This is a genomic window from Bacteroidia bacterium, assembly GCA_033391075.1.
In the GTDB taxonomy this organism is placed as follows: domain Bacteria; phylum Bacteroidota; class Bacteroidia; order J057; family J057; genus JAWPMV01.
Window position 1 is genome coordinate 5,740,227 of the sequence record JAWPMV010000001.1, and the last position, 17,974, is coordinate 5,758,200.

Consider the following 17,974-nt stretch of genomic DNA (forward strand, 5'->3'; position numbering starts at 1 on the left):
CTAAAGCAAGACCGAATGAGTGGTTTGATCAAAATAAATCAGATAATCATAATAGCTTGTAAGAGGGGTATTGAGGTAGAATTGATTTGTCGGGCTTTCGTAAAATGAACCCAGTTGAAGGAATCTCTTTTCAAGGAGAAACCAGCTCTGCAAATTGGAATCCTCAATACGAGTCATATCGATCATAAAGTTCGGATGCGTAGAATTATGGAAGATAAAATTATAGGTATCCCGAGGGGGATCTTCTGAAATACGTTTGCTTCCCAAACTCCCATTTCCATAAGCTGTGAAGCTACCGGAAGTAAAACCGAAAGCGATGACCTGATAATCTTTCCTAAGTGAATTTCTTAGATGTCCTCCCTGAGAAGGGGAAGTTCCATAAAACTGATTTTTAGCCATATGAGCATTGTGTGCCCACAGGACAAATTTTGCATCTGCTCCCAATAAGTCAGAATACCAACTGCTGTTTTCCGCCATGAACTTATCCCTGAGTTTAAAATCACTGAGGAAATAATATTCATAGAGATATGTACTCACCTGCTCCATGTGTCGGGCCAGGCGATTGATCCAGAGGAAATTTTCATCTGTGGTTTGAGATTGGATATTATCTTTCTCTCTTTCCAAAAGGGAAAGCGTGCTGGCTATCCCTTCATTGATATTTGCCAGGGCAGTATTGTCCTTATTCTTGTATAGATCGTGGATTTGTTTGAGGCTGGAGTTGAAAATTCGAACACTATCTGCCAGTGTAGGATTCACCTGATTTAGCCTGCTTACCAAAGCATCCAGACTATAGCGCGTGTATTGATTATCGACCCCATATAAATGAATTCTGTCTTCTTCAGCTTTGCCTTCATTATAGTCTTTCATCCAGCTGAATAAAGCTGCTACTTCTTCTGTTCTCCAGGTCCAGAAGATCATTTTGTTGCGCATGAGTTGATTCAGATCTCCGGTAATTTCTCCCTGTATCCAGTTTTCAAAGAAAAGGGCTTCCGCCAAATCCATCTCAAAAAGGAAGGCTTTGAAACCGTGATTCTCTACCAGATACTGGAAGATGCGGTGCTTCATTTGAAAGAATTCTTTGGTTCCATGCGTAGCTTCCCCCAGACCGACCATTTTGGTATCAGCAAGGCGGTCCAGAATCCTCAAGTCCGCATCTTTCAGCCTAAGCGGAGAATTGGAAATGGGGCTCACTTCATTGTCTAATAGATCAATATAGGCCTGCTCTTTTTCTGTGAGTTGAATCCCGGGTTCTGGTTCTACCATCCCTTCTTCACAAGCGAAAAAGACAAGTGAGATGAGACCAAGAAGTAGTAAACGAGCGTGTAGTTTCATGATATTAGGGCTTTACAGGTTTATCGTGTTTAGGGAAATGTATGAAAAAGCGAACTCATTCGATTCCCATCTCTATAAACCATATCGATATTTCTGATGTTTTGGATGTCTTTCAGGGGATTTTCGGACAAAAGGAGGAAATCAGCTTTTTTCCCTACCTCCAGTTTTCCATACTCCTCTTGTAGTCCCAAGAATTCGATGGGATGCTGACAAGCGATTTTCAAAACTTCTTTATCCGAAAGACCGATTTCCTTCAACAGATCCAATTCCTCCCACAGTCCAAGGCCCGGATAGACATAAGGCATACCTGCAAAATCACTTCCGGCCAATAGTTTTACGCCCATTTTATGTAATTGATAGACCCAGGCTTTTTGCTCTTCAAACAAGGCTTTAGCAGCGGCCCAATCTTCAGGCGATTTATCCTTTAGCCTTCTTTTCTTGCTGCCTTCCCATTCGGCTTTCAAAACAGGGGGAATAAAATCATGATAAACCTCATTTTCCAATCCAGGATCATCCATAAAAGCCTTCTTTTGATATATAACCAATGTTGGACAAAGCCAGCTTTCTTCTTTAGCCATCAATTCCCCAATCTCCTCAAATCTTTCCTGATCATTTGCTGCTATCTCTTCCAGACGGTTGAGATGCTCAACACTTTTCTGGCCCAAAGAAATGGAAATTTCCGGATCGACATATTCAGATAGGTGCCCCTGAAAACTCAGTTGGGATTGATCGGAAAATGAAGAAATTTCTCTAAGTGCATCTTCTTTCAGCAGGGAATAGACTTTGAAAAAATCAGCTCCTCCATTTTTCAGGCTATCCAGGATATAAGGAAAATCAGCATCCTCATCCAGGGGCAAACTAACATCCATCATGATAGGAGGATTTCCATCCAGTATAGGCCCAGCACCAAAAATTTGGGGGCCAAAGCTCGGATTTTTCGCAACTTTCTCCTTAAAGCTTTTCAATATCCCCAAATCACCTCCCATATCTCTTAGCCCAAGTATGCCATGAAAAAACAAAAAGGGAAAGAGCAAAGAATCATTGGCGGCATCCCAGGCAAGATGGCTATGCATATCCCAAAGGGGCGGGAGCAGGTATTTTCCGGGCAAAGAATCCTCTCCGATGATCTTGTAGGAATCCCAATCCTTCCTTTCGCCCACATAATGTATCCGCCCATCCTTGAGGGCCATCTGCTCAAATCGCTGCACTTCTCCTTCCTCAGGATCGATAATCTGCACATCATGCAATAAATGAATTTCTTCTTTTGGCTGCGTAGTACAGGAAAAGAAGATCAGTAGCAACAGGAAATAGGTGCATCTACTCATCATATATTTATGCTAAAGCTTGTTCAAGATCTGCTTTTAAATCATCCAAATGTTCCAGCCCAATCGAAAGTCGAAGCAGATTTCGCGGGGTTTTACTTCCTTCTGCTTCTACGGATGCACGATGTTCGATGAGGCTATGTGTTCCCCCAAAACTTGTGGCGCGGGTAAAGACCTTTACATTAGCAGCTACTCCTATGGCAGCCTCTTCTCCTCCTTTTACCAAAATAGAAATCAATCCTCCATAAGCATCCATTTGTTTTTGTGCCAAGGCATGCTGCGGATGGCTGGGAAGACCGGGATAAAGAACTTGCTCAATTCTGGGGTGTGTTTCCAGAAAGTTTGCCAGTTCCAAAGCATGTGCAGACATGGCCTTTACTCTATAAGAAAGGGTTTGCATTCCTCGACTTGTAAGCCAGCATTCGAAAGGGGAAGGAACGGCTCCTCCAATCTTTTGGATGTGTTTGATCCTTTGCCAGAAGTCAGTGTCAGATGCGGTGATCAGTGCACCTCCCAGCACATCACTATGTCCTCCTATATATTTGGTTGTCGCATGGACCACCAGGTCAACGCCCCATTCGATAGGTCTTTGGAGGATGGGAGTGGGAATGGTATTGTCACAAATCAGGTATGCCCCCTGCTTATGAGCTATTTCTGAAAGACCTTGCAAGTCGGCAACACTCAATTGCGGATTGGAGGGACTTTCGACGATAAGCAAGCGGGTATTGGATTGCATGGCTTCGGCTACTTTCCCCAAATCATTCATATCTACAAAACTCACCTCCAGTCCCCAGGGAGCAAAGATGTCCTGTAGCATAACCCTAACGCCAAAGTAGATCTCTTCTGGTGCAATGACATGGTCTCCGGCCTTAAGGGCCTGCAGAACGCTCATCATGGCCACAGAGCCTGAAGAGAAGGCCATAGCATCCACTCCTTTTTCCAATGCCGCTAAATTAGCTTCCAGGGCATTGCGGTTGGGATTACCTCCCCGTGAATATTCAAAGCCCAGCGGATAGCTTCCATCTGCTTGTCTTTCAAAAGTAGTGGAAAGGTGAATGGGAGCGGTAACTGATCCGGTTGAGGGATCTATCTGTTGTCCTTCGTGTATGAGTTTGGTTTCTACTTTCATATATTCATTAATAAAGCGGGCCAGAGAAACCCCCGGCCCGATCTTATTTTAGTATCCCTGATCCGCATCGACCGGCGGAGGTCCGGGAGGTACAATTCCTTTGTATTCGTAATCGCCTTTGCGCTCAATAAATTCGGCGCGAATGGCTTTTCTCAGTTCTTCGTCTTCAAAAAAGTCAACCATGGTCATCGCCATGGCTTTGGAAGCATAGTGCATGCCTTTATGTCCAATCGACATTCCTCCACATGCTACTACTGCCCAACTATGCCAGGGCGTTCCATTAGGAGCAGTTGTAGCGGCCAGTCTCACGGTAGGCACCACGAAGCTCACATCTCCTACATCTGTAGATCCACCCATCGGATGCTCCAGGGTTACTTCCATCGGATGGATATCGGCTTCGATTCCGATTTGTGGTTTGCCGGTAGCTTCCTGAATTTTCTTGGCAAAGTTTTGTTCGTCTTCTGTATAGGTGATTGGGCCGAGGTATTCGAGATTTTCCTGCAAGCGGGCTCCTCCGGCTCTATTCACCAAAACCTCATGCACTCCCGAGATCAGGCTGATTTTATAATCCACATTGGCCATCATAGCAGCACCCTCAGCAATTTTTTCGATCTGTTTCCAAACTACTTCCATTCCTTCTCGGCGGGTATCTCTTACCCGCGTCCAGATTTTGGAATAATCGGGAACTACATTTACTACTTTCCCGGCATCCATGATATGATAGTGAATACGTACCGTCGGTTTCACATGCTCGCGATAGTAGTTGATGCCGGTAGTGTAAAGTTCGAGGGCATCCGAAGCACTTCGTCCATTCCATGGATCACCGGAAGCATGGGCAGCCTGGCCTGTATATTCGACCATAAAATCCACCAATGCCAAAGAACTCTGAACCGCAGACTTGGTTTCTGCACTTGGATGCCAGTCCATGACGATATCTACATCATCAAATAGACCTGATCTGATCATCCAGAGTTTTCCGAAGAATTTCTCCTCAGCAGGAGTTCCATAAAAACGTATGGTTCCTTTGAGTTTCTTTTTCTCGATGAGTTCCTTTACGGCAACTGCTGCTCCTAAAGAAGCTACTCCAAAAAGATTGTGGCCACAACCATGACCTGCACCTCCATGATTGCGAGGATCTTTGTGGGGTACTGTATTTTGGGAAAGGCCGGGCAAGGCATCAAATTCTCCCAAAATCCCAATAATGGGTTTCCCGGAGCCATATTCTGCCACTAATGCGGTAGGAATATCCGCAACTCCTCTTTTAACTGAGAATCCCTGAGACTCGGCATATTTGGCCAGGGCTTCTGCAGATTGAGTTTCTCTAAATGCGATTTCTTCAAATCCCCAGATGCGATCACTCAAGTCCTTGAGTTCTTCAAACTTTCCATCCAGAGAAGTGATAACTGCTTTCTTGTTTTTATTGATTTTCGGCTTTTCCTGGGCATAGATGCTCAGACAGAAAAAGCACAACATAATAGATAGGAATTTAGACTTCATAGTAATTAGCTAATAGATATAAAGCTAAGATAGAGAAAACAAAAAGAGGCCTCAAATAGATGAAGCCTCTTTCTGCTTATTTATTTTTATCTCAATCTTCTATAGAACCATAAATTATCGCGTACATTCTATCCCAAAAATCTGGCCGAGTAAAAGGAAGGACTTGCGTCATCCCTACAAAGGTGAGATCCTCAGCAGGATCAATGAAGAATTTTGTATTAAAAACACCTCCCCATTCATAGGTACCGGGAGATTTATGTCCCAAAGCACTTCCGTCTTTTATTTTAAGTTGGAATCCCAATCCATAGGTAAGGCCAACTTGTTTAGAATAACGCTCTCCGCTAGCTTTCAGGTCAAGCAATTGATCCGAAGTCATGACTTCTATGGTCTTTCTGCTTAGGATTCTCGCTTCCTTATAGTTCCCTCCATTCACCAAAGCCTGAATAAATATCGCATAATCATTAGCCGTTCCTGAAAGTCCTCCGCCTCCAGCATAGTGATTGGGATCTTCCATATTGGGATAATCGAGATTGGGATCCGGATTTACAAATAGTTTCTTTTCCTGATTATTGTAGGCATAAACCGGAACCAGTCGATCGTGATTTTCTTTGGGCTGGTAAAACCAGGTATCCTTCATACCCAGGGGATCAAAGATGTGGTTCTTGAAATATTGTGCGAGCGTTTCACCTGATGCTACTTCTACGATGCGTCCCAGCAACTCCATATTGAGGCCGTACATGTATTTTTCTCCGGGATGAAATACCAGAGGAACTTTGGCGATCTGGGCTGCCATTTGTTTCGTACTCATTTCCTTGTGAGAAAGACCAAATGCATTGGCGCCTGCTTTGGCGTAGATGGCCTGGATCTTTCCGGGATTAAACGCTCCATAGGTGATTCCGGAAGTATGGGTAAGTAAGTGTCGAATCGTTATCGGTTTATTCGCAGGAACGCTGGTATAGCTTGTGTCCGCTTCATTGTAGGATTCCATCACAACAGGTCTGGCAAATTCAGGGATGTAATAAAAAATAGGATCATCCAATCCCAATTTCCCTTGCTCATACAACTGCATAATGGAAACCGTTGTTACTGCTTTGGTCATAGAAGCCAAACGGAAAATATCGTCTTTTTTATAGGGATCATTGCCATCCATAGATCTTTGGCCGAAAGCTTTATTGTAAACCACATTTCCTTTCCGCATCACCATAAAAACTCCTCCGGGCAAGCTGCCATTATCTATGTATTTCTGGATATGTGCATCCAGGAGACTCAAGCGCTCTTCAGAGATACCTACGACCTCAGCATTGCTGTTTGTAACCAGCCGATCATAGTGGCCCTGGCCAAAGGAAAACGAAAGTGAAAGGAGGAAAAGGCTCGTAAATAGCAGTAACTTTTTCATAAACAGATATAGATTTTCAGGATAGTAATTGTGTTCAGAATAAAGATAATCCTTAATCTGTTCATTTTGCTATAAGCGGTTTAATAAGAAGCTCTGTTTATCGTTCGGCTTTTCTTTTTGTGCAGGATATCTTCCAGGTCGGAAAAGAGAAGGTTTCTCCTACATTTACCCATTCTCCCAACCATTTAAATCCTTCTTCCGAAATATCATAAAAGCTAATCTTGTACGATCCATCCATTCCATTTGGGGCCTTTTGTTCCATATAAAGGATGATCTTATCATCGACCTTGCCTCCTTCCCAGGCTGGAAGGCGAGCGGCTGCCGAAGCCTTTGAATAGTAATGGACATACCATTTTGAGCTATCAGCATTAAATTGACGAATACTCCCGGAATAGGTACCATCTTCCTTGACCGTCTCATCCTGTACCGCCTGACCATTCATAATATATTTGAACTTCCAGGTCATCTGCACCGGTTCGGCCCAGGTCTGGTCCTGCTTTCGACTTTCTGAAACACAATCACAGATTCCAATCAGCGGGGCATAATCAGCCACTTCTTTTGGAGCGTCCGGATTGAGCAGGCCAAAGGGATTTTCAGCAGATACCTCATATGCTTTATACTCCTGTGCAATAAGAGAGAGGGAAAAAATTGAGAGATAAGAGATCAATAGTAGTTTTTTCATGTGAAGTAATGGGTTAAGTGAATAAAAATCTCTCCTTCTTTAGTCTATAACGCCAGGATAGGATAAGGGGTACGCTGAGACTCCTCTTGCTGATGGTAATCTCGATTCTCATTAGGCAGATTGTAAGTTGCCCCTACAATTCGTGATTTGAATAAATTGGCCTTGCGCGCACTCCTTAATCCTATCAGGAGAAGGGAGTGTGGGCTTGAGGCGGTGGGTATAGAATTCTTCCGCCACAGGCTCCTTTCCCTTATAGAAGAAACGATCCGTACAAGGTATTCTGAATTCTCATTGGGCTACAATTCGTGATTTGAATAAATTGGCCTTGCGCGCACTCCTTAATCCTATCAGGAGAAGGGAGTGTGGGCTTGAGGCGGTGGGTATAGAATTCTTCCGCCACAGGCTCCTTTCCCTTAAAGAAGAATCGACCCGTACAAGGTATTTTGGATTCTCATGGGGCAGATTATAATCTGCCCCTACAATTGACAATTCTTTACTGGATATGCGCGCACTCCTTGATCCTATCAGGAGAAGGGAGTGTGGGCTTGAGGCGGTGGGTATAGAATTCTTCCGCCGCAGGCTCCTTTCCCTTATAGAAGAATCGATCCGTACAAGGTATTTTGGATTCTAATGGGGCAGATTGTAAGCTGCTCCTACAATTCGTGATTTGAATAAATTGGCCTTGCGCGCACTCCTTGATCCTATCAGGAGAAGGGAGTGTGGGCTTGAGGCGGTGGGTTCTGTAGGGTTTTACAGACTCTTCTGCAAATCAATCATCTCAAGTAGAGCCACAGCAGCTTCTTCACCTTTGTTGCCGTACTTGCCTCCGGCTCTAGCTTCTGCCTGTTCCTGGGTATCAGGAGTCAGGACGCCAAAAATCACGGGACGATTATGTTTGATACTTACCTGGGTGATGCCCTGAGCAACCGCATCGCAGATGAAATCAAAATGACGGGTTTCTCCCTGAATCACACAGCCCAGGCATATAACTCCGTCCAGCTTTTCAGCTTCCAGCAGCATATTGGCGCCTGAGGAGAGTTCATAGGAACCTGGAACGAAGTGAACCTTGACATTGTCTTCTTTCAGATTCGCATCAAGCAAAGTTGCTTTAGCTCCTTCCAGAAGGGCGCCGGTTATTTTATCGTTCCATTTACTGACGAGGATAGCTACGCGATCATTGCTATGATCACCGCTACCTTCATATTTGATGTGGGAAAGGTCGTGTCCGCCCGCCATTATTGAGAAACTCTACCGATGTATTTATCGATTCTTAGTCCTTCAGTACTCAGCGGGTATTCGTCCTTGATGGTTTGGTACAGACGTAAGGCCTTATCAGCTTGTCCTGCTGCTTCATAATTACGTCCTGCCTGCAAGAGCATGGTAGGAGTCGTTTGATCATTTTCAGCGGGAGTATATGCAGCATCCTCAAAAAGCTCGGCGGCTTTCAAAGGCTCATTTTGCTCTTCATAAGCAAAAGCCAGCGCAACATTTCTGGACATCCCCATCATGGTGTTAGATGCAGATACTTTTTCCAGATGTTCAATTCCACGATCAACCTGAGGGGTACCTGAATTTAGGTAAATCAGTCCGATATAGTAATTGGCCATTTCAGCAGCACTGGTTCCGGGATAGTCCTCAGTAATCGCGAGGAAACCTGGATACTGACCATCTCCATTCAAAGCCTGATTGAAGGAATCTGCCTCGAAATAGTAAACGGCCTGGAACATATCTCTGTTGGCCTCAACATTTTGTTGATCCTGGTACCAGTTATAGCCAAAGAATCCTCCCACAATCAAGAGAAGACCAATGCCAATACCCATTACGAGTTTTTGGTTCTTTTCAACAAAATCACCAAAGGGTGCTTCGGAACCTTCTTCCTCCAAATTCTCTACGTCTTCGTAGATCACTTCGTCTTCCAACTCTGCCTGCTTTTTCTTTGCCATAGTATAAGCTATTTTTCTTTCAGTTTGCAAAAAAACTAAATCCCCCCCTAAACTGCAAGCTTTTTCTTGCTTAGGGGGGGATTAGTTTAGGTCTTTTTACAGACCTTATTCTTTCATAATACGTTTATACGCAGTTCGTTCACCGTCGGAAATCCTCACGAGGTACACTCCTTCGGCATGCCTGGTCAAGTCAACGCGCTGACGATAGAGGCCAAAAATGTTTTCTTCTACATGTTGGAAAACTTTTCTTCCTCTTGTGTCAGTTACTTCTATGGTCAGTTTATCCGCCTGGAAGTCGAAGCCATTCAACTCAACGTAGAAGTCTTCGGTAGTCGGGTTAGGATAAACGCTGATCATAGCGTTGAACTCTTCATCTATCGCTACACCTGCCAGAACTTGCTTGGTTGTATCCGTACCACAATCGTTGTAAACGATCAGGGTAACTTCGAAAGCACCAGCCAATCCGTAAGTATAGCTTGGATTAAGATCCGTAGAAGTACCGGCTCCATCTCCAAAGTCCCAGAGAACTGAATCAACACCTCCTGTGGAAGAATTGGTAAAGTCATAGGTGAAGAGATAGTTTGGAGCATTGAAGGTAAAGTCTGCCGTCGGTATGGTATTTACTGTAACATCAACTGTATCAGTTGCACTACAACCATTCGCTTCGGCAACAATTACCGTAATACTTCCACTCTGCCTGATAGTTTCTGTTTGAGCGGTTCCTCCACTAGACCACAAAAAGGTGGCTCCAGCGTTTCCTGCATCAAGCACTACACTATCACAAGCTACCTGATCCATTCCCAGATCAACGACAGGCTCTGTTCCTCCTGTAATGATGATCTGACCACTATCATCACATCCATTAGCCGTAGTTACTGTGACACTGATCGTATCAGAAGTACCTGTCGGAGGAGGCATTACCATAATTGTCTGACTGCTTTCACCGGTAGACCACAGGAAGGTAGAACCTACATTTCCTGCATCAAGGGTGATCGGATCACAAGCTTCGCGATCGGCTCCCAGATCCACTACGGGTCCTGGCAGGATCGTTACATTCACTGAATCTGTAGTTTCACAACCCAGTTGGTTAACTGTTACGGAATAAGTTCCGCTCTGATCCACATCCAGGGTTTGAGCAAACTGACCAGCAACTGACCAGATATAGCTAGCTCCAGGATTTCCTGCATCAAGGGTAACCATATTACACTCCGTACGATCCGGACCAAGGTCTACATCTGGAGCATCATTGATAATGAGTACAGCCGTATCTGATGCAGTACATCCAAAGATGTCAACGATGTTGACAACATAAGAACCTGTGGTATCCGCACGTAGAGTTGGAGTAGTGATATTGTTGCCCCAGTCGTAGGATACAAAAGTTGGATTAGATGCATCCAAGAGGAATCCTTCACACTCAATTCCATCCGGACCAAGATCTACAGGAGGTACTGGAAGAATTGTACCTGATACAGGTGTTCTATCACTGGAACAACCGAGGTTTTGATAATACACCCGACCACTAAATGAGCGGTTGGTCAATACCTGGTTATTACTTGCCCCACCAAATGGATAGGCTACTGAAATACCTGCACTCAGATTAAGACCCGGTCCACCGTAGTTGGAAGTACCAAAGTCATGTGTAAGTCCTGAGATACCTGTTGCGGTAAGGTAGATACCGTAAGTAGAGCCTTCTGGGATCGCCAGACCACCTACCGGTACTCTGGTAGCATTACCTTCCCCGGCCGAAACAACACTTGTAGTTCCAAGTAGGGTCCAGTCATTAGGATTGGTAATCGAGACACCATCGTAAGAAGTGGTGTAAGACGAATCCAGATAGTATACCTCAACATTAATTGTTGGGCCAGGGGCACCATCAATGTTTATATCAAAGCTATCTACCTCAATCGGACCTCCAATTGCAGTCAGGTCAAACATACTACCATCCTGCGCATTGAAGAGTTCGTTAAGAGAAGTCTCCAGTTGCTGAGGTCTAAAGCTTCTGGCTTCTACATAATAATTGATAGAAGAAGTAAGCATCGGAGTCTGGTAGCTGGTTCCGGTAGCAATCAGGTTACCACCTGTGATTGAGTCGTACCAGTAGAACTCATCTGCAATACCCGTTACAGCCAGGTCAAACATAGCCGTATCAGTGAAACATACAGAATCATTGACTGCTAGTGGTGCCTCTGGAGAAACTGCGAATACTGCAACTCCTACAGCTGTGTTGTTTCCAAAGAACTGATCAGAGCCCAGACCTGTAAAGGCAGAGATGGTCATAACACCTCCAGTATTAGAGTTGAATCCTCCAATAACCATAGTAGCAGTATCTCCGGCATCCAGGGTACCATTAAAGTTACCATTCACTGTTGCAACTGTACCACCACTAATATTAGCAGAAACCGGGAAGTTGCTTTGAGCATTGGTTCCGTAGTTTACAATCTCAACTTCTATGATCGTAGAATCATTGCCACAATCTTCACCCGTAGGTGCAAGGATATTGGTTACCCCAACATCATTAGCCAGCAATTCACGGATTTCAATATTATCAAGTGCAATATCACCACGGAAGGTAGTACCTGTTGGGTCCGCAGTAATCTGACCTGTGAAGGTAATATTGATGGTTTGTCCAATGAATGGGGCAAGATCAATGGTATCAGTGATCCATGGATCATTAGAATCAAATTGTTGCTCTCCAATCAACAGACCAAGGTTGGTTTGTCCGGCAGCAGTCTCTCCATCAATACTCAGGAACCCAATAGAAGATCCATACATATGGTAAGAGTAAAAGAGCTTAGGATTGGTAGCAGTTGTCAAATCCAGACATCCGGTAGACAATCTTGCCTGGTCGCTATCAGCAGAACCTGATGCTTCCATATAGATGTATCCACCTCCACCAGTAACGTCATCACTTGGACCTGTGTTAGTAGAACCTGTTCCATTGAAATTCACTTCCCATGGCAGATCAGCAAACTGATCATTTACCAGGTCAGCAAAAATCTCTTCACCATCAGGATAGTTATTGAAGTTATCTGAGATAGGTAGAGGTCCGCCAGGACTACTTTCGATAGTTACCGATAGTGTATCATTGAAATTGTTTGCATCTCCGTTGATACCGCTTGGCCAGGCCTTAAGGGTATAAGGTCCGGGAGGAGAAAGGTCAACATTGCTGATAACAACCGGAATTCCTCTGTTAGGAAGAATCTGATCATTGATAGTTATGCTCTGTTGAGTTCCACCATTCAGGATATAGTTGAAAGTAAAGGGTCCATTCAAGGTATCTCTACCCAGGTTGGATACACCTACTACTATACTGTCATTGGCAGTCAACCCACATTCTCCTAATGGATAAAGGAGGGTAGTTGCACCAGCATCCTGATCAATCAGACCTGTGATTTTGATGTTATCAAAGGCAACACCATCATCCTGAACAGAACCATCAGAACCGAAGGCAATTCGCATCAGTACTTTAGGTTGTCCACCCAATCCGAACAATCTGTTTTGGGCAGTTACCCAACCACCAGAACCATTTCCAGAGATATCGCGTCCGGACCATCCTTGCGGCTGGCCACCAGGACTACCGTTGATCGTATTGTCTGTATACCAGTTGTCTGGATCGCCGACATTACCAATAGTTTGCCAGCTGGCTCCATCATCAATAGAGGTCTGCAGAGCAGCACCATCCCAGCTGAATTCGGCATTCCACCATACATCCAGGAATACGGTTGGGGAATCAAGGGTCGAGAAGTCGAAACAAGGTCCTAATAGGAAGGAATTTTCACTTGCGTTATAAGATCCTGTACCTAATCCACCTGTTACCCAAGCATTGACACCGGAAGAGGCTCCAACGATGGTGTTTTTAGCAGGTGTACCAAAGGCCCATGAATTATTGGTACCATCGGAAGACCAACCCCCGTTTCCGGATTCGAAGTCTTCAACATATGGGTAAGAAGAAACAACCGGACGGCTGTCAATCACATAGCTAACTGTATCATTAAACTTATTGATATCATTAGCTGCATTTGTAACTACCCCAATGTCATAAGTACCAGCAGCACTCAAGTCAGCTCTTGTCGCAAAGGTGTGCGTAATAGTAGCACCTGGTGCAATCGTATCACCAACAGTTTCTGTGATATAAGTACCGCCATTGATGTTATAAGATAGATCTACTCCAATGATCGTATCAGGACCCACATTCGAGTAACTGATTTCTACAATAGAAGTATCTGCTAATCCACAATCACTTGTTGGCTGAATCAAGGCAGTAGGCTCAACATCTTCTGGAGAGAAGAGGATGATTTTCACATCATCTATCGCCATATCACCCGTAAATCCATTTCCTCTGACACCTACAAACTCAATCTGAATAGTCTCTGTTCCTACAAAGTTCAGATCAACGGTATCGGTTTCCCACGGATCTGTATCTGCCGTTTGGAAAGGTCCAGAACGAGTAAATACGATCGTATCAAGCGTAGGCGTGATGATGTGCACTTCAAGCGTACCCATATCGGCACCAAACATATGCCAACCAAAAGCAAGCTTTGGATCAGGGTTCACACTAAGGTCTACACATGGCGAAAGGAAACTATAAGTATCTCCCTGTCCACCACCAGAGGTTTCTGTGTAGAAGTAGGTACCAGCAGCAGTTCCTAAGGTAAGGTCAACTGCAGGACCTGTACCTGAAGAACCTGTACCGGCCTGATCAGGTCTCCATCCAACAAAAGGAGTTGGGTTAGTTATTACCCAACCATTGTTAGTTACAGGATCGAAGTTTTCAAAATCTTCGGTCAGGGTACCCAATTGCAAAGGAATAGATTGCAGCGTAACAGAAGCTGTCGTATCATTTCCACTCAAGGTATCTCCAGGAGCTGCCACATAAGCAGTAAGTGTATAAATACCCGGAGTTGTTAAATCAGCAGGTACAGTAATTGTATAATCCAATGTATCATCAGGATTCAAACTACCAGCACTTATCACAGAACTCAGGCTCTGAGGGTTAGGTCCGGAAATATTTACACCTACTGTGGTATTATCTGTACTAAAGTCAAGCGTAAGGCTTCCTTTATTGATCAACTGAACAATCACATCTTCGGTTCCACTGAAACAAGAAGAACCAAGAGGAGAAAGAATCGCTTCCGCTCTCATATCTACTGGAGGACCCTGGAAGATATTTACATTATCGAAAGCCATACCATCGGTTTGAGAGAAAGCTCCTGAACCGAAGGCCATTCTAAGAATTACCTGAGATTCACCAGCCAAACCATCAAGGTTGTGGCGAGCTGTTACCCACTGACCAGGACCTCCACCAAATCCGGTAGTACCTGACCAACCTTCAGAAGATCCACCTGGCTGGGCGTCGATAGTATTGTCGCTGAACCAGTTATTGGGATCCCCAAAGGCACCCACATTTTGCCAGCTTTGGCCGCCATCTATAGAAGACTGTAATACAGCACCATCTGTACTGAAGAAAATCTCCCACCAGATATCAAGGCTTATAGAAGCTGAAGATAAACCAGAGAAGTCGAAACATGGAGAAACTACCCATGATTGCTCATTGGCATTGTAATCACCAGTCGCCAAACCACCCGTTACCCAGGCATTTACTCCCGAAGAAGCACCTTGAATAACAGACTTGGCAGGTGTACCAAATGTCCAACTATTATTTACTCCACCAGCAAGCCATCCACCTTCACCATTTTCAAAGTCTTCAGAATATGGGAAAGTTGCTACCTGTGGATAGGTAATCAGGCTCAATCTTACGGTATCATTCTGGTTGAGGGTATCAGCAGGCGTAACAGAAGTAGTAACGATTGTGATATCGTGGAAACCAGGAGCAGAAAGATCTGCTGTAGCGGTGAATGTATAAGCAAGCGTATCACCAGGAGCGATCGTAGTTGGGATCGTTTCTGGAGTTGTGAATGCACCACCATCAACTGAGAAGGAAGCAACTGTATTTGCCAATGGAGAAGATCCAAAGTTCACAACAGAAACACTTACAGCCTCATTTGCAGTCAATGCACAACCAGATAATGGAGCCAATACTTCATCAGCCAGGGCATCGATAGGTGCAGGCTCTTTGATAGAAATGTCATCTATCGCCATATCACCCGTAAATCCATTTCCTCTGGTTCCTACGAAACGAAGCTGAATAGTCTCACCTGCGAAAGAAGTCAAATCCGCAATCGCTTCCAGATAGGGATCACTTTGAATTTGCTGCTGTTGTCCAGTGGCCAGGAATACAGAAGTTTCTGTTCCATCAGCCTGTACAACTTTTGCTTCCAAAGATCCCATATCAGCACCATGCATATGGTACCAGAAAGAGAGCTTAGGCAAGCTGGCTCCAGAAAGATCAATACAATTGGTCGTCAGTGTATAGGTATCACCCTGTACACCACCAGAAGTTTCCGTATAGAAATATAGACCTGCACCTGTCATCAGGGTATGGTCCGTATTAGGTCCTGTTCCGGATGATCCTGTACCTCCCTGATCTACCAACCAACCTACTCCATTAGAAGCGCTGGTAGTAGTTACATCCCATCCTGTGGGAAGAGGTGCTCCAGGAATAAAGCTTTGGAGATCCTCAAAGTATGGAAGGACATCAGGCGTAAAGTGTTCAACAGAAAAGCTGATCGTATCATTGAAACCATCCGTATCACCAGGAATGGTGAACCAGGCTCTTATATCATAAACAGCTGGTGTACTCAAATCAGCACCTGTAGTAAATGAATAGGTAGCAGTATCTCCAGCATTCAGGGTATTGCTGAATTGCTCGGATACAGGCGTTCCTCCATTTACACTATAAGAAATAGGGAAATTGCTGATTGCAGTAGTACCCACATTTGTAAAACTAAGAGTCACAGTCTCTGCAGCTGAAAGGCCACAACCACTGTTTGGAGCACTGCTGCTAAGCATAGATCCATTGATCGGAGGAAGTTCAAGGATGTTGATGTTGTCAAAAGCAAATCCATCATCCTGTACAGATCCATCTGATCCAAAGGCGATTCTCAATAGAACACTTGGCTGACCGCCTAGACCATCCAACAGATGCTCAGCGCGTACCCAGCCACCAGAACCATTATTGGTGCTCACACGGCCAGACCAACCTTCTTGCTGTCCACCGGGATTACCATTGATTGTGTTGTCGGTATACCAATTATTTGGATCTCCAACAGCTCCTACATTCTGCCAGGTCTGTCCTGCATCTAAAGAAGATTGAAGGACAGCTCCATCCCAGCTAAATTCCGAGTTCCACCAAACGTCCATTCTTATCAATGGGTTTGTCAGGCTAGAGAAATCGAAACAGGGTCCATTGACCGCAGAGTTTTCATTGGCATTATAGGAACCAGAAAGGCCTCCATTTACCCAGGCATTCAAGCCGGAAGAAGCTCCCTGAATGGTTGACTTTTGGGGAGTGCCAAATGCCCAGGTACTATTCTGAGAATTCAGTACATCTGGTGTCCATCCTCCAAAACCTGCTTCAAAATCTTCGAAATAAGGGAAGGAGTTTACCAAAGGAATAGAAATGATGGTTGCTGAAACCGTATCATTCATATTCAGGGTATCCTGCGGACTAGTGGCAACTACCACCAGCGTATGCGAACCAGATACAGAAAGGTCCGCAGTAGCAGTAAAGGTGAAGTCAACGGTATCGCCAGGTGCGATCGGACCAGGGATGGCTTCCGGAGCACCGAAAGGACTGCCATCGAGTGAGAATGAAGCAACTGCGTTATTTAGCGCCAGAGCTCCCTGGTTGATTACCTGTACAGTTACTGCCTCTGAAGCAGTAAGTCCACAATCAGATTGTGGAGAAAGAAGAGAATTGGCAAGGACGTCTACATCCGGTGCCTGAAATAAAGCTACATCATCTATAGCCATATCTCCTGTAAAGTCGCCTCCATGAATACTCACAAAGGAAACCTGTACATTCATCCCAACATAAGCAGTCAAGTCTATAATGGCCTGTCTGTAAGGCTCTGAGTCAGACTGCTGTTGTTGGCCACTCAAGGACCATACTGTAGAATCTGTAGTCCCGTCAAGAATATGTACCTCAAGGGTACCCATTCCAGCACCAAACATATGATACCAGAATGTAAGACGGGGTGCAGTAGTTCCTACCAGGTCTATACACGGAGAAGTGAGTGCGAACGTATCACCCAAAGCTGTAGGGGATGAAGTTTCCGTGTACATGTAAATACCGGCACTGGTTCCGGTTGTGTGGTCAGTAGCAGGGCCGGTACCACCAGATCCTGTACCTCCATTATCAACAAACCAGCCCAAAGAGCCAGTGTTGTTTGAAGTACGTGTCCAGTTTTGACCTACCGTTCCCGGGCTACCTGTTGTAAACGTTTCAAAGTCTTCCAAATAAGGGACAGTACTGTTGGGAGCACAAGGCTGCGCCATCAGTACAGAACCCAGAAGACATGACGCTAAAAAGGTAAGTAATTGCTTCATGTTAGGTTCTTATTAAAGTAAGCAGATCAACTAAAATACAACTACCCCTTCTAAAATCAAATTTTTGGAAAGGCACGAATCCGGCACATTAGGGCATTTTTTTCTTACGCCAATCGTCAAAAGCCCAATTTTTGGACTCATTTAAGCGGGTAAGAAATTTGGAAAAAATGTCGACTTTTCGATTTAGCCGGACTTAAACACTTGTTAATGAAGGAATTCCCCTTT

General features: G+C 44.6%; 9 protein-coding genes. All 9 read right to left on the reverse strand.

The window, feature by feature from the left end; all coding sequences use genetic code 11:
* The 9 genes from R8P61_22845 to R8P61_22885 all read right to left on the reverse strand — a co-directional run bounded on the left by R8P61_22845 (window position 1) and on the right by R8P61_22885 (window position 17,749).
* Window positions 1-1,332 (reverse strand): erythromycin esterase family protein, encoded by a 1,332-nt coding sequence (locus tag R8P61_22845; protein MDW3649928.1) that lies wholly within the window; start codon window positions 1,330-1,332, stop codon window positions 1-3.
* Window positions 1,333-1,361: 29 nt separating this feature from the next.
* Window positions 1,362-2,660, reverse strand: a complete 1,299-nt coding sequence (locus R8P61_22850) for an amidohydrolase family protein (protein MDW3649929.1) — start codon at window positions 2,658-2,660, stop codon at window positions 1,362-1,364.
* A gap of 4 nt (window positions 2,661-2,664) precedes the next feature.
* Window positions 2,665-3,783 (reverse strand): aminotransferase class I/II-fold pyridoxal phosphate-dependent enzyme, encoded by a 1,119-nt coding sequence (locus R8P61_22855; protein MDW3649930.1) that lies wholly within the window; start codon window positions 3,781-3,783, stop codon window positions 2,665-2,667.
* Between the two features lie 48 nt (window positions 3,784-3,831).
* Window positions 3,832-5,280 carry an amidohydrolase gene (locus R8P61_22860; GenBank protein MDW3649931.1) on the reverse strand — a complete coding sequence of 483 codons (1,449 nt, stop codon included), beginning with the start codon at window positions 5,278-5,280 and terminating at the stop codon, window positions 3,832-3,834.
* Window positions 5,281-5,371: 91 nt separating this feature from the next.
* Complete coding sequence (locus tag R8P61_22865) at window positions 5,372-6,676, reverse strand: serine hydrolase domain-containing protein (protein ID MDW3649932.1); 1,305 nt, start codon at window positions 6,674-6,676, stop codon at window positions 5,372-5,374.
* 97 nt (window positions 6,677-6,773) lie between these two features.
* Window positions 6,774-7,358, reverse strand: coding sequence for a hypothetical protein (locus R8P61_22870; GenBank protein ID MDW3649933.1), 585 nt, complete (start codon window positions 7,356-7,358; stop codon window positions 6,774-6,776).
* 750 nt (window positions 7,359-8,108) lie between these two features.
* Complete coding sequence (ribH, locus tag R8P61_22875; GenBank protein ID MDW3649934.1) at window positions 8,109-8,594, reverse strand: 6,7-dimethyl-8-ribityllumazine synthase; 486 nt, start codon at window positions 8,592-8,594, stop codon at window positions 8,109-8,111.
* Window positions 8,594-9,301, reverse strand: a complete 708-nt coding sequence (locus R8P61_22880; protein MDW3649935.1) for a tetratricopeptide repeat protein — start codon at window positions 9,299-9,301, stop codon at window positions 8,594-8,596. Before R8P61_22880 ends, ribH begins: the two co-directional genes overlap by 1 nt.
* A 105-nt stretch (window positions 9,302-9,406) precedes the next feature.
* A complete protein-coding gene (locus tag R8P61_22885; GenBank protein MDW3649936.1) occupies window positions 9,407-17,749 on the reverse strand; it encodes a PKD domain-containing protein in 8,343 nt (2,780 codons plus the stop codon).
* Window positions 17,750-17,974 lie beyond the last annotated feature (225 nt).